At 62.5% G+C, this 23,485-nt stretch carries 27 protein-coding genes; 8 read left to right on the forward strand and 19 right to left on the reverse strand.

All coding sequences use genetic code 11. The annotated features are described in order from the left end of the window. The first annotated feature begins 5 nt into the window (after positions 1–5). Positions 6–392 (forward strand): hypothetical protein, encoded by a 387-nt coding sequence (locus Q1V57_RS07775; protein ID WP_300529361.1) that lies wholly within the window; start codon positions 6–8, stop codon positions 390–392. Here the strand turns inward: Q1V57_RS07775 and Q1V57_RS07780 are convergent. The 10 genes from Q1V57_RS07780 to Q1V57_RS07825 form a co-directional block, all read right to left on the reverse strand. Next, positions 389–886, reverse strand: a complete 498-nt coding sequence (locus Q1V57_RS07780) for a hypothetical protein (RefSeq protein WP_300529363.1) — start codon at positions 884–886, stop codon at positions 389–391. The genes Q1V57_RS07775 and Q1V57_RS07780 overlap by 4 nt on opposite strands. Next, on the reverse strand, positions 883–2,469 hold the full coding sequence (locus tag Q1V57_RS07785; RefSeq protein WP_300529365.1) for an ABC transporter permease/substrate-binding protein: 1,587 nt from the start codon (positions 2,467–2,469) through the stop codon (positions 883–885). Before Q1V57_RS07785 ends, Q1V57_RS07780 begins: the two co-directional genes overlap by 4 nt. Then, entirely contained in the window at positions 2,466–3,245 is a 780-nt protein-coding gene (locus Q1V57_RS07790) for an ATP-binding cassette domain-containing protein (protein WP_300529367.1), read from the reverse strand. Before Q1V57_RS07790 ends, Q1V57_RS07785 begins: the two co-directional genes overlap by 4 nt. Continuing rightward, positions 3,238–3,465, reverse strand: a complete 228-nt coding sequence (locus Q1V57_RS07795; RefSeq protein ID WP_300529369.1) for a DUF3126 family protein — start codon at positions 3,463–3,465, stop codon at positions 3,238–3,240. The genes Q1V57_RS07790 and Q1V57_RS07795 overlap by 8 nt, the downstream gene beginning before the upstream one ends. Positions 3,466–3,562: 97 nt before the next feature. Continuing rightward, on the reverse strand, positions 3,563–4,387 hold the full coding sequence (gene cysE / locus Q1V57_RS07800; protein ID WP_300529371.1) for a serine O-acetyltransferase: 825 nt from the start codon (positions 4,385–4,387) through the stop codon (positions 3,563–3,565). Between the two features lie 22 nt (positions 4,388–4,409). After that, positions 4,410–5,015, reverse strand: a complete 606-nt coding sequence (locus Q1V57_RS07805) for an NUDIX hydrolase (RefSeq protein ID WP_300529373.1) — start codon at positions 5,013–5,015, stop codon at positions 4,410–4,412. 33 nt (positions 5,016–5,048) lie between these two features. Continuing rightward, on the reverse strand, positions 5,049–8,186 hold the full coding sequence (locus tag Q1V57_RS07810; protein ID WP_300529375.1) for an efflux RND transporter permease subunit: 3,138 nt from the start codon (positions 8,184–8,186) through the stop codon (positions 5,049–5,051). Between the two features lie 5 nt (positions 8,187–8,191). Beyond that, positions 8,192–8,629, reverse strand: a complete 438-nt coding sequence (locus tag Q1V57_RS07815) for a hypothetical protein (protein WP_300529377.1) — start codon at positions 8,627–8,629, stop codon at positions 8,192–8,194. After that, complete coding sequence (locus Q1V57_RS07820; RefSeq protein WP_300529378.1) at positions 8,626–9,291, reverse strand: efflux RND transporter periplasmic adaptor subunit; 666 nt, start codon at positions 9,289–9,291, stop codon at positions 8,626–8,628. Before Q1V57_RS07820 ends, Q1V57_RS07815 begins: the two co-directional genes overlap by 4 nt. 154 nt (positions 9,292–9,445) lie before the next feature. Next, positions 9,446–10,087: a TetR/AcrR family transcriptional regulator gene (locus Q1V57_RS07825; protein ID WP_300529379.1), complete on the reverse strand. Its 642-nt coding sequence runs from the start codon at positions 10,085–10,087 to the stop codon at positions 9,446–9,448. 115 nt (positions 10,088–10,202) lie between these two features. Here Q1V57_RS07825 and Q1V57_RS07830 point away from each other — a divergent pair, with 115 nt between their 5' ends. From Q1V57_RS07830 to Q1V57_RS07840, 3 genes are all read left to right on the forward strand, one after another. After that, the gene (locus Q1V57_RS07830) at positions 10,203–10,829 is read left to right on the forward strand and encodes a nitroreductase (RefSeq protein ID WP_300529381.1); all 627 of its coding nucleotides are present in this window, start codon (positions 10,203–10,205) and stop codon (positions 10,827–10,829) included. Between the two features lie 72 nt (positions 10,830–10,901). Next, positions 10,902–12,857, forward strand: a complete 1,956-nt coding sequence (locus Q1V57_RS07835; RefSeq protein WP_300529383.1) for a hybrid sensor histidine kinase/response regulator — start codon at positions 10,902–10,904, stop codon at positions 12,855–12,857. After that, positions 12,854–13,225: a response regulator gene (locus tag Q1V57_RS07840; protein ID WP_300529385.1), complete on the forward strand. Its 372-nt coding sequence runs from the start codon at positions 12,854–12,856 to the stop codon at positions 13,223–13,225. The genes Q1V57_RS07835 and Q1V57_RS07840 overlap by 4 nt, the downstream gene beginning before the upstream one ends. Here the strand turns inward: Q1V57_RS07840 and queF are convergent. From queF to Q1V57_RS07855, 3 genes are read right to left on the reverse strand one after another with little or no spacing between them, the layout of a single operon-like run. Continuing rightward, the gene (queF, locus tag Q1V57_RS07845; protein ID WP_366145107.1) at positions 13,222–13,683 is read right to left on the reverse strand and encodes a preQ(1) synthase; all 462 of its coding nucleotides are present in this window, start codon (positions 13,681–13,683) and stop codon (positions 13,222–13,224) included. The genes Q1V57_RS07840 and queF overlap by 4 nt on opposite strands. Positions 13,684–13,715: 32 nt before the next feature. Then, complete coding sequence (locus Q1V57_RS07850; RefSeq protein WP_300529387.1) at positions 13,716–14,087, reverse strand: hypothetical protein; 372 nt, start codon at positions 14,085–14,087, stop codon at positions 13,716–13,718. 2 nt (positions 14,088–14,089) lie between these two features. After that, positions 14,090–14,557 (reverse strand): Lrp/AsnC family transcriptional regulator, encoded by a 468-nt coding sequence (locus Q1V57_RS07855; protein WP_300529389.1) that lies wholly within the window; start codon positions 14,555–14,557, stop codon positions 14,090–14,092. A 195-nt stretch (positions 14,558–14,752) separates the two neighbouring features. On the opposite strand from Q1V57_RS07855, the gene ald reads away from it, so the two are divergent. Then, positions 14,753–15,871, forward strand: a complete 1,119-nt coding sequence (gene ald, locus Q1V57_RS07860) for an alanine dehydrogenase (protein ID WP_300529391.1) — start codon at positions 14,753–14,755, stop codon at positions 15,869–15,871. Between the two features lie 45 nt (positions 15,872–15,916). Here ald and Q1V57_RS07865 read toward each other — a convergent pair whose 3' ends face one another. Next, positions 15,917–16,687, reverse strand: coding sequence for a hypothetical protein (locus tag Q1V57_RS07865; protein ID WP_300529393.1), 771 nt, complete (start codon positions 16,685–16,687; stop codon positions 15,917–15,919). A 188-nt stretch (positions 16,688–16,875) separates the two neighbouring features. Between Q1V57_RS07865 and Q1V57_RS07870 the strand changes: the two genes are divergently transcribed. Further along, on the forward strand, positions 16,876–17,532 hold the full coding sequence (locus Q1V57_RS07870; protein ID WP_300529395.1) for an HAD hydrolase-like protein: 657 nt from the start codon (positions 16,876–16,878) through the stop codon (positions 17,530–17,532). On the opposite strand, the gene Q1V57_RS07875 is transcribed toward Q1V57_RS07870, so the two are convergent. Both Q1V57_RS07875 and Q1V57_RS07880 read right to left on the reverse strand, forming a co-directional pair. Beyond that, positions 17,529–17,669, reverse strand: a complete 141-nt coding sequence (locus Q1V57_RS07875) for a hypothetical protein (RefSeq protein ID WP_300529397.1) — start codon at positions 17,667–17,669, stop codon at positions 17,529–17,531. The genes Q1V57_RS07870 and Q1V57_RS07875 overlap by 4 nt on opposite strands. A 76-nt stretch (positions 17,670–17,745) precedes the next feature. Beyond that, a complete protein-coding gene (locus Q1V57_RS07880; RefSeq protein ID WP_300529399.1) occupies positions 17,746–18,708 on the reverse strand; it encodes a nitronate monooxygenase family protein in 963 nt (320 codons plus the stop codon). Positions 18,709–18,914: 206 nt separating this feature from the next. Between Q1V57_RS07880 and Q1V57_RS07885 the strand changes: the two genes are divergently transcribed. After that, positions 18,915–19,445, forward strand: coding sequence for a cytochrome c family protein (locus Q1V57_RS07885; protein ID WP_300529401.1), 531 nt, complete (start codon positions 18,915–18,917; stop codon positions 19,443–19,445). On the opposite strand, the gene Q1V57_RS07890 is transcribed toward Q1V57_RS07885, so the two are convergent. The 3 genes from Q1V57_RS07890 to egtB form a co-directional block, all read right to left on the reverse strand. Then, entirely contained in the window at positions 19,442–20,128 is a 687-nt protein-coding gene (locus Q1V57_RS07890) for a hypothetical protein (protein WP_300529403.1), read from the reverse strand. The two genes, Q1V57_RS07885 and Q1V57_RS07890, sit on opposite strands and share 4 nt — an antisense overlap. A gap of 80 nt (positions 20,129–20,208) precedes the next feature. After that, positions 20,209–20,976, reverse strand: a complete 768-nt coding sequence (locus Q1V57_RS07895; RefSeq protein ID WP_300529404.1) for a class II aldolase/adducin family protein — start codon at positions 20,974–20,976, stop codon at positions 20,209–20,211. An 81-nt stretch (positions 20,977–21,057) separates the two neighbouring features. Continuing rightward, positions 21,058–22,320, reverse strand: a complete 1,263-nt coding sequence (egtB, locus tag Q1V57_RS07900) for an ergothioneine biosynthesis protein EgtB (protein WP_300529406.1) — start codon at positions 22,318–22,320, stop codon at positions 21,058–21,060. A gap of 94 nt (positions 22,321–22,414) precedes the next feature. Here egtB and Q1V57_RS07905 point away from each other — a divergent pair, with 94 nt between their 5' ends. Continuing rightward, the gene (locus Q1V57_RS07905) at positions 22,415–23,473 is read left to right on the forward strand and encodes a DUF2336 domain-containing protein (RefSeq protein WP_300529407.1); all 1,059 of its coding nucleotides are present in this window, start codon (positions 22,415–22,417) and stop codon (positions 23,471–23,473) included. Positions 23,474–23,485: the final 12 nt, after the last annotated feature.

A 23,485-nucleotide genomic window follows, 5' to 3' on the forward strand; every position in this document is an offset into this window, starting at 1 on the left:
GACGAATGCCGTACACCCGTACATTCGACGCCCGGGCGCGCCGTTTTGAAGCGCATTTCAACGGCAAGGTCACGGCCGACGAGATCGTCCAGAACTATATGGAAATGATCCATTCGCCGGAATGGGGCCCGGATGTGGTCCGCCTGATTGTCGTGGAAGCGGGCAGCGATGTCAGCGAGCTGACCCTCGATCTGTTCCAGAATAGATTCGTCCAGCTGCTGGAGGAGACGGCCGAGATTGCCGGTCCGCCCAACAAAAATGCCTGGGTTTTCGAATCAGAGCTCACAGCGCCGATCGGCCAACTCTGGGAGCTGATGCCGGAAGCGGGAGAACTCGACCTGTTCCGGGTCTTCCGGACACGCAAGGCGGCTATGGATTGGCTCGAGAGCTAGTGCACCGTCACCGGCTTGCGCCGGAAGCGCACCAGATGGCGCAGGGTCAGCGGATGCTTGGTCGTGGTTTCCAGACCGAGATTGCGCATGCGGAAACGGGCTTCCTCCGCCGTACGGCGGGACTTCACCACCTGCATGACCACATACAGGGCCAGTATGCTGGTCAGAGCCAATCGCGTAATGCCGAGATAATCCGGCACGAACAGCCAGACCAGAACCGCTGCCAGACCGGAGAAGATCAGATCCATGGGCCAGCCATCGCCGGCGTTGAAATAGGCAATGGCCGGAAACACGGTGGGATCAATATCCTCTTCCGGATCGACCTGTTTGAGCAATTCCTCAAACTCGGCCTGTTGCTGGGTATAGACCGCGTTGAGGACCGTATCGGCCGTGATCGGCGCCATATAGGAAGGCCAATCGCGATTGAGCACTTCACAGGCGCGCATCAGCCACTCTTCATCCTGCAAGCGCCCGCGGGCGAAATAGCCGCTCATTCCTCGTCCAATCCGATTTCACTCAACAGCCAGCGCACGGCCTGGGACGGTGTTTGCCGTTCCAGATCAACAAGCCGGTTCGCTTCGCGCATATCGGTACTGTCGATGGCGCCGACAAGAGGGGCGAGTGCGTCAGCAAGCCCGGCCCGCGCCGCAGCTTCCGGTGACAGCAGGATCACCGCATCATAAGGCGGCAGCACCCCAAGCGGATCATCAAGGACGACAAGATCGTAAGCCGGGATACGGCCATCCGTCGTATAGGCGCTGATCAGATCGACCTGGCCATCGCGCACGGCGTCATACATGAAGGTCGCATCCATGGCCCGCGTGGATACGGCGCCAAGGCCATAGGCATCGCGGGTCGAGATCCATTCTGACCGGGTGAAAACCTCAGCATCGCCACCGACTTCAAGATCGTGCGCATGCGCCGCCAGATCGCCCAATGTCCGGGCTCCCAACTCCCCGGCCAGATCGGCCCGCATGGCAAAGCCATAGGCATTCTCGAAACCCAGCCGGCCCAGGGTAACAATGCCATGCTGCTCATAGAGCCAACCCGACATTTCCGCGAACATGGCATAGCGATCAATCGGTTCGGGCCGGTTCATGATCGTGGCCCAGATCGTACCGGTGTAATCGATCGAGATATCAATCTCGTTTGTGCGCAGGGCATCAAACACAATGGTGGAACCGAGATTATCGCGGCGCTCCACATCGGCGCCCTCGCCTTCCAGAACGGTTTCGATCAGATCGGCCAGAATATACTGTTCGGAAAAGGCCTTGGCTCCGATTCGGACACGTGCTCCCTGCAACGCGCCCTCTTGCGCGCGCAGCCGGGCCGGCGCCTCGCCCTCAGCCAGAACCTGTGCAGGCGCAGGGCTCGGCAGCTCGATGAAGCGTGGCAGGGTCGCGGCCATCAAGACGATCATCAGCGCGCTACCGACGCGGATCGCCAGTCCTTTCTGGCGCTCCCGCGCTGCCATCTCCATCAGCCGGATCAGCTGGTCGAGCAGGATGGCGAGACCGGCCGCAAACAGGCAGCCAAAGATCACCGACAGCCAGTTCCGGGTCTGCAGACCGGCGAAGATGTAGTTTCCCAGGCTCGGCGCCCCCACCGGGGTCGCCAGGGTGGCCGCGCCGACCACCCAGACCGTGGCCGTTCGCAAACCCGCGACGATAACCGGCAAGGCTAGCGGCAACTCGACCTGCCAGAGCCGTTCCCGGTCCGTCAGCCCCAGGCCGCGCGCGGCCTCGATGACCCCGCGATCCACGCCCTGCAGCCCAACGATTGTATTCCGCAGGATCGGCAGGATGGAATACAGCATCAAGGCCATGAAGGCCGGGGCATAGCCGATCGTACCGCCCAATAGCGGTACCATCAGCGCCAGCAGGGCCAGGCCGGGAATGGTCTGGATGACGCTGGCAATATTGAGCACCGAATTGGCCAGGTGACGCCGCGGCGCGGCGAAAATGCCCAGTGGCAGGCTGATCGCCATGCCCACAACCAGTGCGGCCACGGAAAGAAGCACATGACCGGACAACAGGTCGGGCAGTTCGGCAAAGCGCTCGGCGAGATTGGCGTTCATGCGTCCAGCTCCGCAATGGCGCGCATCTGGCGCCGCGGCGTCTCCAGCAATTGCGCCACATAGTCTTGCGCAGGTGCCCGCAGCAATTCAGCCGGCGTGCCCTGCTGGACGATCTCCCCATTGCGCATCACGGCGATCCGGTCCGCCATGATCAGGGCCTCGGCCATGTCATGCGTGACCATAACCGCAGAAAAGCCGAGCTCGGCCTGGAGGCGTTTGAAATCCTGCTGCAAAGCATCCCGCGTTATCGGATCAAGGGCGCTGAAGGCCTCGTCCATCAGAACCAGGCCCGGATTTCCAGCCAGTGCCCGGGCGAAGCCGACACGCTGACGCTGCCCGCCGGACAGGGCATGCGGATAGCGCTCGCCGAATTCCTCCACATCGAGCTGAACCAGCTTCATCATTTCGCGCACACGCAATTCGCAGCGCGCCGGGTCCCAACCCAGCAGCTTGGGCAGGATGGCGATGTTCTCGCGCACGGTGAAATGCGGAAACAAACCATCGCCTTGCATTACCCAGCCGATCTGCCGGCGCAGCTGCACCGGGTCGACACCGGCAATATCCCTGCCCCTGAATACAATCGAACCGCCCGAAGCTTGCTCCAGGCGGTTGATCATTTTCAGTACGGTCGTCTTGCCGCAACCGGACTCGCCGGTCAGCGCGAGCAATTCGCCCGGAGCCAGCGACAGATCGACCCCGCGAACGGCTTCAACGCCTCCCGCATAGGTCTTGGCTACGGCTTGCAGCTCAAGGATCGGCGTGGCTGGATCAGCCAAGTTCTTCCAGGTCGATGTCCAGAATGGTGATCTCGAAGGAATAGGACGTTTCGCCCTCATCGATGATCTTGGACACGACGCCCAGGCACTCATCGCCAAGATGGATTTCGGCGCATTCGTCCGGGCGGTTGCGGCGCTGGACCTGAAGGTCGGGGTTGAGCTTGCCGCGCAGGAATTGCTGCAGCTTGGCGGCTTCAACCGGGTTCATATTCTTATCCAAAATGCGTCTCCTGAAGGGGATTCGAGTTGGCGCTAACTAACCCCAATTCAGACCCCGCCGTCCACCCGCAGGCCTGATATCGCGAATGCCGCCAGCACTAGCCGGCGCCATCGGGAAGATTCTGGTCCATGGAACGGGCCGGCTGAGGGCAGCAATCGCCGACAATCTTCGCCGGAACTCCAGCCACGGTACAGCCAGCCGGGACCGGCTTGAGCACGACCGACCCCGCAGCGATGCGGGCATTGTCGCCGATCTCGATATTGCCGAGCACTTTTGCCCCGGCGCCGATCAGTACACCGCGGCCAACCTTGGGATGGCGGTCTTCGTGCGAGGCTCCGGTTCCGCCCAGCGTGACCTCGTGCAGCAAGGAACAATCATCGCCGACAACCGCCGTTTCACCGATCACGACCGAGGTCGCGTGATCGATCATCACGCCCTTGCCGATCCGCGCGGCCGGGTGGATGTCGAGGCCGAAGCGCTCGCTGATGCGGCTTTGCAGGTGGAAAGCGAGATTTTGCCGGCCCTCTTTCCAAAGCCAGTGGGCGACGCGATAGGCCTGAAGCGAATGAAACCCTTTGAAATAGAGGAAAGGCTGCAACAGGCTGACACTCGCCGGATCGCGTTCGTCCACAGCCAACATGTCGGCTGCGGCCTGTTCGACGATTTCCGGATCGCCCTCGATCGCCTCCAGCGCCACATCATGGGCCAGCATGGTATCAAGCTGCGCATCGGCCAGCTTGGCAGCCAGACGATAGGCGAGCGCGTCAGCAAAGTTATCGTGGCGGAGAATGGCGGCATTGAGAAAGCTGGCCAGGATCGGCTCTTCCGCCGAAGCCGCTGCGGCTTCAACGCGCAGCCGGGCCCAGACAGAATCCACACCGGTACGCACTTCAATCGGTTTGCGCGGTTCGGTCACGGACATGATGTTTTCCTTCCCCGGGGCCCTAATCCCCTGATTTTCCGCGGTTCAGCATGGCAGCACACAAGGCCTGGTCCAGCAAACCGTTACTCGCCATGTAGTGCGCCTTGAGCAGGATTGCCACACTCAGCGCATCGCTAATCTTGCCTGAAACGGCATCATCAACGGCATCACAAAAATGTAAGCGGCGTATACGCAGCTCCTCTGTGCCCTCCGGGTCCGGCTCGCCCTGGCTCAATCCGGTGGCGATAAACCCGATCGCGCTCTCATCGCTGACCGAGTTGGACAGGTCGATCCGCAACATGTCCTGCCAGTGGCGGGCCCTCAGACCGGTCTCCTCGGCCAGCTCGCGCCTGGCTTCCTCCAGCGGGTCTTCCTCAAGGCGGCCGCCACCCTCCGGCACTTCCCAGCTATAGCGGTCATGTGGAAAACGATGCTGACCAACCAGCACGGTCGTGCCGTCGTCAAAAACCGGCAGGATAGCGATTGCCGTGTTCTTGAAATGCACAACGCCGTATTCACCCGGCTTGCCGTCCGGCCGCGTCACGGCAAAATCATCAAGCCGCAGCCAGGGGTTTTCGAACCGGGTGATCCGGCTGTGCAGGGCCCAGGGCCCTCTCTTCTGCGTCATGCGCGGCCTCGCTTTCTGCTACCGCGCCTAAGCCTATTCGGCCGGCTGCATCAAGTCGTCCTTCGGTTTGGCGTGACGCTTGAGCGCTTCGACCAAGCGTCGCCGCTTTTCCTCACCCCGGGCCAGCAGCACGAAGGCCGAAGGCGCGAGGATCAGGGCGAGCACCGCCGACCCGGACACACCGCCCACCATGGCCGCCGCAAAAGGCAGCCAGAAACTGTCGCCATCCAGGATAAGCGGGACGAAACCGCCAATCGTCGTCAGCGTGGTGGAGATGATGTGGCGGGTGGAATCCATCACCCCCTGTTCCACCGCCCCCTCCTGCAGCGCCACTGCTGCAGGGTCGGCTTTCAGTCCGGACAGGACGACAATGGCGCCATTGATCGCCAGCCCCATCAGGCCCATGGCGCCGACAATGGCATTAAAGCCAAGCGGGGTGCCGAACAGCCAGACACCGAACATGGCCAGGCCGATCGACAGGAAGGCAACAAACAGGATCACCCCGGCATAGCGGAAACTGTTGAACGCCAGCACCACCGAACCGATCATCAGCACGACCAGCGGAACCGCGGTGCCGAGCAGATTGCCCACCGCATCGCCGCGCTCGGCCGCCTCACCACCGACCTGCAGTTCATAGCCCGGCGGCAATTCCAGCCCGGCTTGGTCGAGGCTTTCAAAGAAGGCCGCCAGAGCCGTCGCCGGCAGGGTGAAGGGGTCGAGATAGGCGTAGATGCGGTTGATCCGGCGTCCGTTCTCGTGCGGGATCTGGGCCACTTGCGGTGCCAGTTCGATCTCCCCCAGGGCCGCTACGGGACTGGCCAGGAGCTCGCCGCCGCGCGTTGTCAGCGGGGTCCCGCTGACGTCAGTCAGACTGGTCCGGCGCGCCTCGCTGGAGACGATGCGCACGGGCAGTTCCTCAACGCCTTCCAGCACGCTGCCGCCGACGACACCATCGAGATCACCGCGCAATTGCCCGGCCAGATCAGTCAGGCGCAGGCCCGCCAGCTCGGTTGCCGCTTCATCGGCCATGACGCGCGCGACCGGCTCACCCATTTCCAGCTGGGCCAGGGTGTGGGTCACGGTCGGCGTGCGGGCGAGCAGGGCGCGCAGCTCATTGCCGAGCCGGTCGAGTTCCGCCAGCTCCGGGCCGACAACCACCAGCTCGATCGGCGCCGGGATCGGCGGCCCCTGCTCGAACGGCAGGGTCAGGATACGGGCCTCGGGAAATTCCTGCATCACCCGCTGTTGCAGATCCGGCAGGATCCTTGCCGTATCCTGGGCGGAGGCGGTGCGGACGAAGCCGGAGGCGAAATTGGAGATGCCCGAGCGGTTGCCGACGACATTGTAATAGGTCCGCGGCGCACTCTCCCCGACCACCCAGGTGACGCGTTCAACACCGTCATAGCTCTCGATCACCGCGCGGACGCGTTCGGTCTGGCGCCGGGTTTCTTCAATCGAGGCGGTCGTCGGCAATTCCAGCGTGACCTGGAACATGTCCCGGTCGGTCGGCGGGAAGAATTGCATCGGCAGGGTGGAAACAGCGACGAAACCGGCAATCGGCAACAGCACGGACGCAAAGATGCCGATCCAGGGCCGCGCAACGATCACCTTGAGAATCCCGCGATAGATCCAGGCCAGGGGCGCGATATTGAGCCCGGTGCGCCAGAAACGGCGGGGCCCGCCATCGATCTTGGGATCGTCGAACCAGGCGGCAAAGGCGCCGACAACGGTCATGGCAATGATGAAGGACGCGGTGATGGCGAAGATCACCGAAATCCCGATCATGGAGATGAACTCGCCCGCCGCTCCGGGCATCAGCGCGATCGGCGCGAAGGCGAATACCGTCGTCAGGGTCGAGGCCAGAAGCGGTGCAAACAGCAAGCGGACAGCACCGTCGAGCGCCTCCAGCGGCGATTGGCCCTTGGAGCGCAGCAGCCGGTATTCCTCGACCACGACGATCGCATTGTCGATCAGGAGCCCCAGGGCGACGACCAGGCCGGTCACCGACATCTGGTGCAGCGGTTCGTCATAAATGCGCATCATCAGCATGACCGAGAGCACGGTCAGCGGCAGGGCCGAGCCGACGATGAAGGCGGCGCGCCAGCCCATCATCAAGAACAGCACGCCAAAGACGATCAGGGCGGAATAGCCCAGATTGCGGGCCAGCCCGTTGAGCCGGCTCTCGACATAATCGCCCTGGCGGAAAATCGTTTCGACATCGATGCCAGGCACGCTGGCGGCAAACTCGGCAACAACGTCATCGGCGGCCTGCGCCCACAGATCAGCCCGCAAGTCCGGCTGCAGATAGGCAGCCACAAGCACCGTGCGCTCACCCGCCGTCGTCGCCAGCGTCGCCGCTGGAAGGCGCTCGCCCTTTTCGACCGTGGCGACATCGCCGAGACGGACAAACTCGCCATTGCGCCCCTCGGTCAGGGCAATAGCGCGTATCCGGTCGACACCATCAAACTCGCCATTGATTTCAACACCCAGATCAACGCGATCACCGCGCAGTTCGCCCGCCGGCGTCTTGGCGTCGGCGGCGCGGGTCAGGCGCGCGATATCATTGACCGTCAGACCCAGGGCCGCGAGCGTTTCCGGTTCCACCTCGATGCGGATCTCTTCCTCGATGGCGCCGAAAATATCGGTCTCTTCAGTACCACTGAGATTGCGCAGATCGCGCTCCAGATCACGGCCCAGACGGGACAGGATGGCCGCGTTTTCCGCGCCGCTATCGCTCCAGGTCAGCGCCACAATCAGGGTCGCTGCGCCGATATACTGACGCTGCACATCCGGCGCCCCGCTACCCTGCGGCAGCACCGGCCGCACGGTGTCGACCTGTTCACGGATCTTGGTCCAGGCCTGGTCCACCTCGGTCGGATTGAGGTCCTCGCGGATCGCCAGGCTGACCACGGAAATGCCCGAACGCGAGGTGGAGAAGGTTTCGTCAATCTCCGCCAGTTCGTTGATCGCGTCCTCCAGGGGTTCGGTAATCAGCGCTTCCACACGCTCGGCCGAGGCCCCCGGGAAGGGGGTGACGATGGTGCCAAATCGCTCCGTCAGGGTCGGATCTTCCTGACGCCCAAGGGAGAAGAACGCCCCCAGCCCGGCAGCAATCAGTAGAATAACAGCCAGGACCGTCAGGCGGTGATAGCGATAGAAGAGCGTGCGCATGGCGATTACTCCGAGGCCTGGGTCTGACCGCGACCGCCGCGGAATGCGACAAGCTGGCCGGGCGTCACGCGCCCAATTCCGCCGGAGAGGATCAGCTCGCCCTCAGACACGGCACCGCGAACGAAAACGCGCTCGGTCTCCACCCGTACGGTCTCAACCACGCGCGCCTCGAGCCGGTAATCACCGCCTTCGGGCTGCAGGACGTAAACCGACCAAAGCCCGCGCCGGCTCTCGACCAGCGCCGAGACCGGAACCCAGAAGCCCCGGGCATCGACATTGAGCGGTACGCTCAGGCGCACGACCTGGCCCGCAACCGCGCCGCTGTTTTCCGCCAGATCAAACACTGCCGTGACGGTCCGCGTCTGACGATCGACGATACCGGTGCTGGCGCGCAGACTGGCTTCAAAGGCCCCCATATCAGAGCGAAAAGTGTAAGCTGTCATGGGCTCGAGACGGGCCCCACTTCAACCGGCAGACCGATACGCACCTCCAGCGCACCGGCTTCCACCAGGTCCAAAATAGGCTGCCCCGGAGCGGCAATCGCGCCCTCATCGGCATAACGCGCGGTCACCACGCCGTCGAAGGGCGCCTCCATTACCGCCAGGTCCAGCTGGACCCGCAGCGCATCGGCAGCGGCGGCGGCCGCGCGCTGGCGCGCTTCAGCGGCGCGTGTGGAGGTGACGACTTCATCAAACCGCTGCGGCGAAATGTGGCCGCGCGCCAGAAGTGTTTCCTGACGGTTTTCGGTATCGCGCGCCAAAGCGGTCTGGGCCGCGGCTTCGGCGGTCTGGGCATCAGCTGCAGCGACCTGGGCCCGCAAAGCCCGCGTATCCAAGCGCGCCAGTTCCTGGCCGCTTTCGACCCGGTCGCCGACATCAACCAGCAGAGCGTCTATGCGTCCACCGCGCTCGAACCCCAGCGCACTTTCGCGACGGGCTGTAACCAGACCGGGAAACTGTTCATCTATTGTCGCGTTTTCATCGTATGAGACTTCGATGGCGCTTACCGGCAGCGGTGGCGGTGCGGATTGGACACCATTCGCCTCTGCCCGCAAAGCGGACAGGCCGAACACCCCCGCGGCCAGGACCGCCGCAGTGAAAAGCACAATCCCGCCGGCCCGAGGGCTTTTGGATTTCCGGGGCGCTTTGGTTTTCGAAGACATTAGACATCCCTTATTCGATCGTCGAACAAGAGATAGGGCGAGAAACGCCGTTTGAGAAGTAAACGGCGTTCACTTTTTTTCGCATAGAGGATATGCGTTAAGGCATAAGCCCGCGGATCATCATATTGGCGTGGAAATCAATGACCTCTTCCCGGGTCACATGTTCCGATCCCGGCATGCCATTGGGGAAATCCTGGAGGCTCACCATCAGCATGGTCAGACCGTGCAGGCTGGCCCAGACACTCTTGGAGGCCACGCGAGGGTCAACCTTGCGGAAAACGCCCTCTTTCATGCCCTCCTCGATCATCTCCACCAGCTTACTCTCGGCTTCAAAGGAGACATCGCCTTCAAACGGCTCATGCGCCTCACTGACGGCACCAGGAGAGAAAGCCATCATATAGTGATTGGGCTCTTCAATACCGACCTCGATATAAGCCCGCACACAGCGCTCGGTCAGACCGCGCACCTCGCCGCCCTCCTGCAACGCCGTATGAATACGGGCCAGCAGGCGTTCGAAGAACATCTCGCGGATGGCGCTGAACAATTCGTGCTTTGAGGAAAAGTATTTGTAGATCGCCGCCGGGCTGTAATCGATCGCTTCAGCGAGGCGGCGCATGGAAATGCCCTCCTCCCCTTCAGCCGAGAAAATGGACTCGGCCGCGTCGATAATCGCTTCGCGCACCTTGCGGCGGCGGCGATCAGCTGGTGATCCATCTTCTATGGCGACTTCTGCATTCATACCCAATACTACTCCCCCCGGAGCCAATTCGCATTAGTTTGCGCACTGACAGATATAACGATCCGGGACCTGTTCGGTCAAAGATACAAGCATATAACGTCTTGCGAGCCACATTATGAATCATAACAGCACTGCCAGCTTTCCCGCACCGGGCGAGCGACTCGCCCCGACACATCCTTCGCAGGAGACGCTCGGGCTTTTGACACGGCGGCGTTCCACTCCGGCGATCGGGTTAAGTGAGCCGGGCCCCGACAGCGAACAAATCGACCACCTGCTCGGCATAGCCGCGCGCGTGCCCGATCATGGCAAGCTGGCCCCCTGGCGCTTTGTTGTCTTTGAAGGCGAGGCCCGGGAGAGTTTCGGCCGCATTCTCGGGAAAATCTGGGCCGCAAAAACGCCGGAGGCCAGCGAGGAGCAGATCGCCTTTGAAGCCAATCGCTTCACCCGTGCCCCCCTGGTGATCGCGGTGATTTCCAAAGTAACCGAAAAGCATGCGATTCCGCTCTGGGAACAGGAATTGTCCGCCGGCGCGGTGTGCCAGAACCTGTTGATTGCGGCCTCGGCCATGGGCTTTGGCGCACAGTGGCTCACCGAATGGTATGCCTATGACGCCGACGCCAAGGACGCACTCGGCCTGCGGTCCGGCGAACGCGTTGCCGGTTTCATCTATATCGGTACAGCGGAGAACGAGGTGGTCGAACGCAAACGACCACCGGCACAGATCGGGCGCTGGAAAGGCTAGCCAGCCGGGCGCCCATTTGCTGCCTGCCGCAGATCGGGATAGTCCTAAAAAGCAACACAACGGGGCGCGTCCATGACCACAGACACATCGCTTGAGCAGTCGACACTGTCCGATCTGGTGTTTGACGCCATCGGGGATGGTCTATGGGACTGGGATATTCTCGCCGACAGCATTTACCGCTCCCCGCAATGCGAAGCGATATCCGGCCGCCCGCCCATGACCGAGCGCGTCCCGATGGCGCTGCTGGAGGAAAACGTTCACCCGGATGATCTCGCCCTGGTGCAGTCCCGAATTGCCCAAGCGCTGGAACGCGACACCCAGTTCACCAGCGACCACAGGGTGATCCATCTCGACGGTCACACCATCTGGGTGCAATCGCGGGGGCGCGTGGTTGAGTATAGCGATGATGGCAAGCCGGCCCGGATGATCGGCACGCTGCGCGATATCTCCGAGCGCAAGCGCACCGAAGCGAACCTCGCCGAGAGCGAACGCAGATTCACCGATCTCGCCAGCAATATCCCCGGCGCCATCTTCCAATACCTGCAATACCCCGATGGACGGAACCAGGTGCTCTATATGAGTACCGGTTGTGAGGGCATCTGGGAGGTGTCCTCTGACCAGGTACACGAAGACGCCTCGATCCTCTGGGGCATGGTGGTGCCCGAGGACCTGCCGGCCATGCAGGCCTCGGTGATGAAATCGGCCATTGAGTTATCGCCCTGGGTGCATTCCTGGCGCATCACGACACCGTCGGGAAAACGCAAATGGCTGCAGGGACGCGGCCGGCCACAGCCGCCGCGCGATGATGGCGCCATGCTCTGGAACAGCCTGATTCTCGACGTAACCCAGACCAAACAGCTTGAGCTCCAACTGGCCGAAAGCGCCAAGTTGGAGGCACTCGGGCAACTCACGGGCGGGATCGCGCACGACTTCAATAATTATCTCGGCATTATCCTGGGCAATCTGGATTTGTTATCGGAACGGGTGGAGATGGAAGACGCCCATGCCCGCCTGTTGCAGACGGCAATCCGGGCCGCAGAGCACAGCGCCGAACTGACCTCGGACCTGCTCTCCTTCGCCCGGCGGCGCACGCTTGAGGAAACTCGCTTTGAAGCAGACAGCGCCCTGTCGGGGATCGCGGACATGCTCCAGCGCAGCCTTGGCGATCAGATCGACGTCCAGGTCGAGCTGGGATGTGACGACGCCTGTATTCACACTGATAAGACACAACTGGAAACGGCCCTGATCAACCTGGCCAATAATGCGCGTGACGCCATGCCCAAGGGCGGGACCTTGCTGATAAAGTCCCGGCGCATCGCCGGTCCGGATGCGGCCAGCGAAGACAATCCCGCCCAACCTCACGATTACGTTGCCATTACCCTGCGAGATACCGGAACCGGGATGGACGCGGACACGCTTGCGGCTGCCACCGATCCCTTCTTCACCACCAAGCCCGTCGGCCAAGGCACCGGGCTGGGCCTCAGCTCTGCGTTCGGCTACGCCAAACAGGCCCGGGGCTGGATGGATATCGCCAGTGAAGTGGGCGCAGGCACGACCATCACCCTCTTTCTGCCAGAGGCCGAGGCGGCTGGCGAGGATGATCAGGCCACAGGGCTCAACACCCTGCCGATCGCGACCCGGAATTTCCGTGTCTTGCTTGTCGAGGATAACCCGTCCCTGATCGAGAGCGCATCGGCGCAATTGCGCGACCTGGGCTATCAGGTCACCCCGGCGATGGATGCTGCGACCGCGCTTGCGGTCCTGCAGTCTGATGATGACCGCCCCGACATTATGCTGAGCGATGTGATGCTGGGCGATGAACAATCAGGCTTCGACCTCGCCGTCATCGCCCTCGACCGCGGCGTTCCGACCGTCCTCACATCCGGCTATCCGAACCGCCCCAGCGAAGCGCCGCAGGCTCTGCCCGAAGATATCCCGTTTGTCGCCAAGCCCTACACACGCAAGCAATTGGCCAGCGCATTGAGCGAGGCACTCGATCGCGCAGCCCAGGCCCCCGCGCCGACATGACGGTCCGCCTCGCCGTCGTCGACAATAATCCCAGCATGCGCGAATTCATTGCCGAGGTCAGCAATGAGCTGGGCTTTGAAACCCGTCTTTATGCCAGCGGCGACGCTTTCCTGGACGGCGATGGCGACGAGGCTGACATCATCCTGCTCGACATTCTGATGCCGGGGCGCGGCGGACTCGAGGTCATTCACGAGCTGGCAAACCGCCAGAGCCAGGCGCGCATCTACCTGCTCAGCAGCCTCGACAGCGCCGACCTCAAGGCCATGCGCAATGCCGGCCGGGCACGCGAGTTACGCATGCAGGGGATTATTACCAAGCCGCTGCGCGCAGCGTCCTTGCGCAAAACGCTGTCGGCGATGATGGCCTAGCCGCGCCCGCGATAGGAGGCGACCCCTTGCTCGGGGATCCAGACCCCGGCCGGCGGTTCGCCGGTGGCGAAGAAGACGTCGATCGGGATGCCGCCACGCGGGTACCAGTAGCCACCAATTCGCAGCCAGACCGGGTCGAGCTCCTTGACCAGGCGCTGACCGATCATCGTCGTGCAAGCCTCATGGAAAGCGCCGTGATTGCGGTAAGCGCCAAGATAGAGCTTGAGCGACTTGGATTCGACGATCCAGTCGCGCGGCACGTAATCGATGACCAGATGGGCAAAGTCCGGCGCGCCGGTAACCGGGCAGATCGAGGTGAATTCCGGGCAGGCAAAGCGCACCATGTAGGGCGCATCACACGGATTGGCGACGCGTTCGAGATCCGCGGTTTCCGGATTGTCCGGCAGCGGCGTGTCGGAGCCCAGCTGTTCGAGTTTTTCGTAGCGATTATCAGTCATGACGGCGGAGTTAGCGCTGGTGGCCTTGTGCATCAAGTCTGATCGCCATCGGGAATGCCGGACCAGAGCAGGATATCACAGCCGATCAGCGGATTTTCCGTGATGAAATCATGCGCGCGCTGGCGCCAATCCGGTTCAACAAGCGCGAACCGCTCATCCATCCACTCGGCGACGACGTTGAAACCCTCATCGCCCTCCTCCATCGACAAATGGGCATCACACCCGCAGAAGACGATGAAGACCTCATCCCAGACCAGGCGCGGGATGATTTGCAGCTCGATGCGCCGGACATCGGCTTGCGCCAGCCGCTGCGTACAGCGCCAGCGCCCGAACCAGCTGCGCCGATACAGGGCAATGACGTCATCAATGACGTCGACCCGGTGCGAGGCGCGCGACTTGGCCATGGCTAGGCGTCGACGACCGGCATCTCGGTGCGCGAGAAGACGCGGCGGATGGTGAAGCTGGAGTGCAGTCGGGCGACGCCCGGCAGGGCCGAGAGGACCTCACGGTGCACCCGCTCATAATCATTGGCATCGCGCACCAGTACGCGAACAAGATAATCCGCCTCGCCGCTCATCAGATAGCACTCCATGACTTCCGGCACGGCCTCGACCGCGGCCTCGAAGCCGAGCAGCGTATCGCGCTTTTGATTGTCGAGCGTGACCTGCACATAGACCGTGATGCCCCGGCCCAGCGCCTCCTCGCTTAGAATGGCGACATAGCGGTCGATAATGCCGGCGCCCTCGAGCGCCTTGACGCGGCGATGGCAGGCCGAAGGCGACAGCCCAGCCCGCTCGGCCAGTTCGGCATTGGTCAGGCGGCCATTGCTCTGCAACTCGTTGAGGATGGCAATATCAATGTCGTCGAGGCGCATGGGAACTCCATTCACACGCAAAGAAGATTATTCTGGAACTACCCACTCGATGCGTATATACGACCGCGCATTCCTAGATGAACGCCTCATTCTTCGACGGATTAGGGAAAAAAGTCAAAATATTTCACCTGCGGGCTCGAGTATAACTGATATTCGAAAAATCGCGCGCAGGATGGACAGGAAGCGGGAGAAATCATGCGCATCGGTGTACCCAAGGAAATCAAAGTTCGCGAATATCGCGTCGGTCTGACCCCGAACAGCGTCGCTGAACTGGTCTCGGACGGCCATGAGGTGGTCGTGGAAACTAATGCCGGTGTCGGCATTGGCTGCCCGGACGACACCTATATCGCCGCCGGGGCGACAATCCTGCCGGACGCGGCCGCCGTGTTCGATGCCGCGGAGATGATCGTCAAGGTGAAGGAGCCCCAGCCGGTCGAGACGGCGATGCTCAAGCCGCACCACATTCTCTACACCTATCTCCACCTTGCCCCCGATCCGGTCCAGGCCGAAGGTCTGCGCAAGTCCGGCTGTACGGCGATTGCCTATGAGACCGTTACCGACAGCGCCGGCCGCCTGCCGCTGCTGACACCGATGTCCCAGGTCGCCGGCCGCATGTCGGTCTCCGTCGCCGCACACTGCCTGCAAAAGGCCCAGGGTGGTCTCGGCCTGATGCTCGGCGGCGTACCGGGCGTGCTGCCGGCCAAGGTCGTCATCATCGGTGGCGGTGTCGCAGGCACCCACGCGGCGGAAATGGCCATCGGCGCCCGCGCTGACGTGACCGTGTTCGACCGTTCCAACGCCCGCCTGGCCGAGCTCGATGTACAGTTCGCCGGCGCGGTGAAGACCGCCTATTCCACCCAGGCCGCTCTCGACGCTGCCGTGCGCGAAGCCGATGTCGTCATCGGCGCGGTCCTGATCCCGGGCGCTGCGGCCCCGAAACTGGTCTCCAAGGCCATGCTGTCGGAGATGAAGGACGGCGCGGTCCTCGTCGATATCGCTATCGATCAGGGCGGCTGTTTCGAGACCTCCAAGGCCACCACGCATGACGACCCGACCTATGTCGTTGACGGCGTCGTGCATTACTGCGTGGCCAATATGCCGGGCGCCTATGCCCGCACCTCGGCCTTTGCCCTGAACAATGCCACCCTGCCGCACGCCATCGCCATTGCGAACAAGGGCGTGAAACAGGCCCTCAATGACGACGCCAATCTGGCCCGCGGCCTCAATGTCGAGGCCGGCGAGATCAGCTACAAGTCCGTCGCTGACGATCTCGGCCTGCCCTATGTGAAGCCGGACTGGCTGACCAGCATCTAGGTGATTTAGCCGCGATTAGCTGCAAATGGCTAAGAACCCCGCGTCTCAGGCGCGGGGTTTTCTTATGACGCGTAACCCGCTGGCCAGCAGCGTCGCGGCGACCGCGCCCATTAGTCCCAGCGCCAGCATCGGAAGCACCTCCTCTGCGCGGGCCTGGGTCGCGATATGAACCGCGTAGAGCGCCCAGGCGACAGCGGCGAAATAGGACAGCGAAGGTAGCCGTGACAAAACCAGCGAAGCCGCAAGCGAGGCGGCGACCAGCACCAGAATGGCCGGCTCCAGCGCGCCGGAGCCAATCCACGGCAAGCCGTAGAAATTCGATGTCGCCAGGATGTTGACGAAGGCGGCGGCATTGAGCCAGCCGACCAGGGCGAACAGGGGCGCGCGGAACAGGCGATCAATAAAACCCGCCTCGCCATCACCGGCGGCGCGCAGCAACAACACCACAAGCAGCACCCAGGTCAGTCCGATCACGCCCAAAGAGACACCGTCCAGCCCCTGGAAAGGCACATAGGTCTCCCAGATCGCATTGAGCCAGAAGGCATGACCGGCGAGCCAGCCGATTCGCCGCAAGGGTTCATGCGACGGGCGGGCAAGCTGGTAGATGGAAAATATCAGCGATCCAGCGAACAACACGCTCCAGATGGAAAAGGCATAGCCAGCCGGAGTGATCAGGGTGAAGGTTTCCGCCGAGCGCGAGCCGACTGTGTGCTCCCAGCCGAGCACAAAGGGCAGCGCCCCGAAGGCAATCTGGGCAATGGCGCCGCCAAGCGTGTAAAACCCGCGCACCCAGTCTGACATATTGGCTTGCTTCATAACGCTCCCCCTGGATTTCCCCGTGACCGGCTCGCACCGTAATACGCCGCTCCCCGGCAAATGGATGATCTGCCGTGGAAAACCACATTCACTTTAATCCAATAACTGGTGCAACCGGCAGGAGAATCATAAAACCGTAACAACGCCGGTATACCCCGGCACGCTACGGGCCTCAGGGGACGCCACGCATGCGACGCTATGATCTGGTGATTTTCGATTTCGACGGCACGCTTGCGGACAGCCTGACCTGGTTTCGCACAGCGCTGGCGGACGTCATCGACCGCCATGGCCTGACCCCGCTTTGCGAGGAACGGGCCGAGGCGCTGCGCGGTATGCGCCCGAAAGAAATCATGACCGAGCTGGGCATTCCAGCGTGGAAACTGCCCTTCATCGCTGCCGACGTACGCGCCCGCGCGGCGGAGAATGTCGACAAGATCCACTTGTTCGACGGCATTGCCGACGCCCTACAGGAACTGCATGCCAAAGGCACACAGCTGGCCCTGGTCAGCTCGAATGGCGAAACCGCTGTACGCGAAGTGCTCGGCCCGGAACTCAGCGGTTTGTTCAGCCAGTTCTCCTGCGGCGCGGCATTGTTCGGCAAGGCCTCTGTGTTCCGCAAGGTCATGCGCAAGGCACGGGTCGCCCCGGAGCGCACCCTGTCAGTCGGCGATGAGACCCGCGATATCGAAGCCGCCCGCGAAGCCGGCTGCGCCTGCGCCGCAGTGTCCTGGGGCTTTGCCACGCGCGATGCCCTGGAGCGTGAAGGTGCAGATGTACTGCTCGACGCTACGCCGCGCATCGCTGCGCTGGCCCAGGCGAACGCAGCGCTGGCACAACGCGCCTAGCGCGCGATCAGCTCCCCGGCATGGACGGCTGCTGACAGCCCGAGCGGCTCATTGCCGCCGAGCAGCCAGGCGGCATAGGCCGTGGCCAGGACGGCGGTCACAAATATCGCAATGGTGGGATCGAAACGGCGGCGCATTTTCCTGTCATCCTCAATGCGCCCCCCAGTGCATCGAGCATAACAGGTTTAACGCGCCGCCCGCGTTAAGCTTTGTTTAGCCGCAAACGCGTGCCTGAGCGGCCTTGTATTCGCGCTCCAGCTGATCGATGTAATCGCCCGCACTCTGGACCGATTTGACCGAGCCAATGCCCTGGCCGGACCCCCAGATGTCTTTCCAGGCCTTGGCGTCGGTATTGCCGCCGGAGCCGAAATTCATCGCCGACGGGTCACTGACCGGCAGATTGTCCGGGTCCAGACCGGCATCCTCGATCGACTTACGCAGATAGTTGCCGTGCACGCCGGTGAAGAGGTTGGTGTAGACAATGTCCTCGGCCGAACCCTCGACGATGCCTTGCTTATAGCGCTCGTCGGCGCGCGCCTCGGCCGTGGCGATGAAGGCCGAGCCGATATAGGCGTAGTCCGCGCCCATGGCCTGGGCGGCCAGGACACCGCCGCCGGTCGAGATCGAGCCGGAGCACAGGATCGGGCCGTCAAACCATTCGCGGGTCTCGGCGATGAAACCGAAGGGCGAGAGCGCCCCGGCATGGCCACCGGCACCGGCGGAGACACAGATCAGGCCCGTTGCCCCCTTGTCGATGGCCTTGTGGGCAAAGCGCTGATTGATCACATCGTGCAAGGTGATGCCGCCCCAGCCGTCAACGGCCTTGTAGACATCCTCGCGCGCACCCAGCGAACAGATCACGACCGGCACGTTGTACTTCTCACACAGGGCCATGTCCTCTTCGAGGCGGTTATTGGAGCGGTGAACGATCTGATTGACCGCAAACGGCGCGGCCGGATTGTCCGGATTGGCGCGGTTATGGCTTTCCAGCTCGGAGGTGATCTGGTCGAGCCATTCATCGAGCTGGCTGACCGGCCGCGCATTGAGCGACGGGAAGGATCCGACAATGCCGGCCTTGCACTGGGCGATCACCAGATCGGGATTGGAGATGATGAAGAGCGGCGCACCGATGATCGGAAGGCGCAGTTTACCCTTGAGAATATCCGGTTCGGCCATGATGTCCCCTCTTGTGGCTTTATCGACCGGTCCACTTGCGTCTCTCGTGGCAGTCCGGACGCTGGTGTGAACACTGTTCGCGACGTTAGTTTGACCCTGCAGCCCTGTCGAGATGTGCATGTAGTGCAGTTGGCGGCATCGTGCCGCATAGCCCTGATGCATCAACGCTCTATAACGGCGTGTAGACAGAAACCGGAGTTGTGCTCATGTCCCGCCTGCTTTTGATCGCCGCCTCGACCCTTGCCCTGACTGCCTGTGGTGGTGGAGGCGAAGACGCACCGGCACCGCAGCCGCAGGAAACGGCGCAAGCGCCCGCTGAGACCACGGCTCCGGCCCAGACTGCAAGCCCGGCGGCGGTCGAGGCAGACGCGCCGGCTGTGGATACCCAGGCGGTCCTGGCAGCCCTCGGACCGGAGTTTGTGGATGCCGACTTCGTCAATGGCGGCCGGCAATACCGTCGCTGCCAGTCCTGCCATACGCTGGATGAAGGCGGCCGCCATCTCGTCGGCCCCAATCTGCACGGCATTATCGGTGAAGCCGCAGCGATGCGCGAAGGGTTCACCTATTCGCGCCAGCTCACCGAGGCCGGCTTGGTCTGGGATGTTGCAACGCTGGACGCTTGGCTGGAGAACCCGCGCACCATGGTCCCGGGCAATCGCATGAGCTTTGTCGGCCTGCGCGATCCGGAGGCCCGCCGCAATGTCATCGCTTACATGGCGGTCGAGTCGGCGCGCTAGAAGCGGCGCCAGACCGACAGGAAAACCGCGCGCTCATCGAGTGAGTTGCGGCCAGCCGGGGTCAAGAAGCCGCCGACCTGGACATCTACCTCTCCCCAAGGGCGGCGGAGAGAGAGCTGTAGCTTGTGCTGGTCGAATTCCGGCGCGCCAGCGCGGGCCGGCTCGACACTCCAGACCGAAAATGTCTGCGCCAGAACCTGCCATCGCGGCCGCGCCTGGAAACCGAAGGTGAGGTCCAGACGCGCCTCATCGAGATCTCTTCCGCCGCGCCAACGATGCGCCAGCTGGATGTCCCAAAACCGGTTCTGCGCCAGACTGCGCCCCCACAAGGCTCGCAATTCATAGGCGCGCTCGCCTTCGCCCAGGGGCTGGTTGGAAACGTTTTCACCCGGCCCCGGAATGAGCATGCCGGCCTGAAGCGAGACAACATCCCGTTCGCCACTCCAGAACAGGCGGCGCACTCCCAGCTCCGAAGCCGCCAGCCCCTGCGCGCTGTCATAGCCGTCCTCGCTGACCTGCTCGACCGTTTGCCAGGCTGCTCGCCCGATCAGGGTCAGCTGGTCCGTCAGCCCGAACTCGGCATAGAGGGCGAACTCATCCTTGTAGAAATAGCCGTCATCCTGGCGCTCACGCTCCGCGTCCCAGAACCCGTCGGCCCGGTCATAGAGCGCGGTGGTGATCAACAGCCCCTCGCCCTTGGCCTGCGGCCAGGCGCCGGCCTGTGCCGGCGCCGCGACCGCCGGGAGAAGACAGAAAGCTGTGGCTAGACGTCGAAGCCCGGGCTTTGACGGCGGACGCGATCGAGGATCGCCGCCCAGCCGATTTCCTTGAAGAGATCGTTGGTCGAAATCTCCGCGGATTGGCCAAACACCCGGTCCTGCATTGCCTGATCGCATTCAATCAGCTCGCCGCCAGCCTGCGCCATCACCTGGATCTTGCAGGCACGTTCCAGTAGATAAATGCGAACATACGCGCTAAACGGGTGATCGCCAACCGACAACGTGCCGTGGTTGTTGAGGATCATCAGATTCTTGTCGCCAAGATCGGCCACCAGGCGGACTTTCTCATCCGCCTCAAGGGCGATGCCCTCATAATCGTGATAGCTGACATCGTTATAGACATTCATCGCCAGCTGGCTGACCGGCAGCAAGCCGCGCTTTTGCGCCGCGACCGCGACACCGGCATCGGAATGCAGGTGCAGGGCAACTTTCACATCCGGACGCGCGGCATGGATGGCCGAGTGAATGGTGAAGCCCGCCGGGTTGATGCCATAGGTCGACGGCGGCAGCACATTGCCCTCCAGATCGACCTTCACCAGGTTCGACGCCGTCACATCTTCATACAGCAGGCCGAACGGATTGAGCAGGAAGTGCTCTTCCGGGCCTGGCACGCGCATGGAGATGTGGGTGAAGAAGAGATCATCCCAGCCATGCATGTAAACGAGGCGGTAGAGCGCGGCGAGATCGCAACGCGCCTTCCACTCTTCGGCCGAAACCAGATCTTTCACATTCGGTGCGGATTGTCCGTCCATCTTGAAACCTCCCCGGTATTTGTTTCCGGTCTTTGATTTATCGCCAACTGGTGCACAACATCTGCGCTTGCAGCGCGAAGGTCAAATATCCTTCGCCAGTCGAATGCCCGAGAATTGCCAGCGCGCATCCGGTGGAAAGAAATTACGATAGCTCGCGCGCACATGCCCCGGCGCCGTCGCGCACGAGCCGCCGCGCAGAACCAGCTGGCCCGACATGAACTTGCCATTGTACTCGCCGACCGCTCCCGCCGCCGGGCGGTACCGCGGATAAGGACTATAGGCCGAACGGGTCCACTCCCAGACATCGCCGAAGATTTGCGCCAGCCCGTCCCCGGCCGCGGCGGCAGCCGGATGCGCGGCGACAGCCGGATCCATGAAACGGCCCTGTGGTCCCGCCATGCTCCGGGCCGCGATTTCCCATTCACGCTCCTCCGGCAGGCGCGCCCCGGCCCATTCGGCGAATGCCGCGGCCTCGTAGAAGCTGACATGGGTGACCGGCGCATGCGGGTTGAGCGGCCCCTCGCCGGCCAGGGTGAACTCATTCCAGGACCCGTCATCCTGCCGCCGCCAATAGAGCGGCGCGTCCCAGCCCTCGCTCAGGACCGTGCCCCACCCATCGGACAGCCACAGCGTTGCGGTTCGATAGCCGCCATCATCAATGAAGGCCTGATACTCCGCATTGGTCACCGCCCGCGTTGCCAGTGCAAAGGGTGTGATCAGGGCCTCATGGACCGGCCCTTCATTATCGAAGGCGAAGTCTTCACCGCCATAGCCGAAACTGTACTGCCCACCAGCAAACTCCACCCATCGCAAAGCCGGGGCCCGGGCCTCTGTCTGCTCTGCAGGGTAGGCCGCCGGCCCGAACGGGTGCCTGGACAGGACATGCTTGATATCGGTGAGGAGCAGCTCCTGGTGCTGTTCCTCGTGGGCAATGCCGAGCCGGACCAAGGCCTCTGCGTCCGGATTTTTCTCAATATAGTCACTGGAAAGTAAAGACTGCATGCCCGCATCGACATGGGCCCGGTAGGCCATCACTTCGTCGAATGAGGGCCGGGTCAGGAAGCCTCGTTCGGGCCGGGGGTGCCGGGCTCCGACTTGCTCATAGTATGAATTAAACAGGTAATTGAATTCTTTATTGAATTCCTTATACCCATCGAGCTGGGGCAGGAGCAGGAAGCGCTCCCAGAACCAGGTTGTATGGGCCAGATGCCACTTCGTCGGCGAGACATCCGGCATGGTCTGCACCGTCATGTCCTCGGCGCTCAGCGGCACAACCAATGCCTGCGACCGGGCCCGGACACTCGAATAAAGCGTCAAAATAGTCTGATCCAATACCTGGGTCACCGCCCGCTTCCCTTTCCAGACAATGAAATTAACAAGTTCTCAAACTGAATGGCATAAATATCGCCAAACAGGACTTAGTACGTATCAGGACTGCATGGCTGCCAATCCGAAAGATGCTTTGACCGCGCTGGCGAAGATGCGCGACCCGTCCAAGCGGCATCAGCTCGCCCTTGGCGTAACGGACATGTGCATCGCTCAAAAACTCTCTCCGAGTGCCGAGCCCGTTGCGGGCGAATTGCTGATCACACTGTCGGGTACAGCCCAGACGGAAACGAAAATTGCCATGGCAGAGAAGCTCTCTGCCAGCCAGTTCGCGCCCAACGCTATTCTTCGTCACCTGGCCACGCAAGAGCTGGAAATCGCCAGCATCATCATCAAGAAGAGCCAGAATCTGTCAGACGAGGACATGATTCATATCGCCCAGACGGCGTCCCCGGACCACCGCCTGATTCTGGCCAAGCGGCAGAATTTGCGGGTCCGCGTCACCGATGCCGTCGCCAAGCCCGGCGAAGCGCCGGTGCTGCGCGCGCTCGCCGATAATGACACGGCTGAGATTTCCGAGGGCACGCTTGAGATTTGCCTGACCGTGGCCAAGAACCATCCCAAGCTCCGCGAGGCCCTGGCGCGCCGTCACGACCTGTCGACGGACTATGCGACCCAGCTCTGCATCATGTTGCCGGAAAGCTGGCGCGAGGAACTGTGCCGCCGCTTCGGTCTCGACAAGGACCGGGTGGAAGAGCTGACGGTGGAAGCCGCGCTCCGGGTTCCCAATGAAAATGTCGAGGAAGAGGCCGCAGCTGCGGTCGTCGCCGCCGAGGAGGCTGGCACGCTGAACGGTCAGTTCGCGCTGTCTGCCCTGAAGACCGGCAATCTTCCCCTCTTCGACCACGCCATAGCCAAGCTGTGCTCGGTGACGCCGGCGCAATGGCGCGTCGCCCTGGCCATGGGTGGCGTGCGCGCTGCGGCCATGGCTTGTCAGGCCGCCGGCCTGGACCGCACCGCCTACCCGATCATGCACAAGGGACTGCGTCACCACGGCCGCATGCACCAGGCGCTCGAGGGCGATGCCATGACCGCCGCCGCCAATGTTTTCCGCATGTATGGTCCGGAAAAAGCGTCGAAAGTCTTGCGTCAAATGGGCCGGGGAGTTTGAATGACGCCCACT

Origin of the sequence: Maricaulis sp., from assembly GCF_030149425.1 — a bacterium.
In the GTDB taxonomy this organism is placed as follows: Bacteria; Pseudomonadota; Alphaproteobacteria; order Caulobacterales; family Maricaulaceae; genus Maricaulis.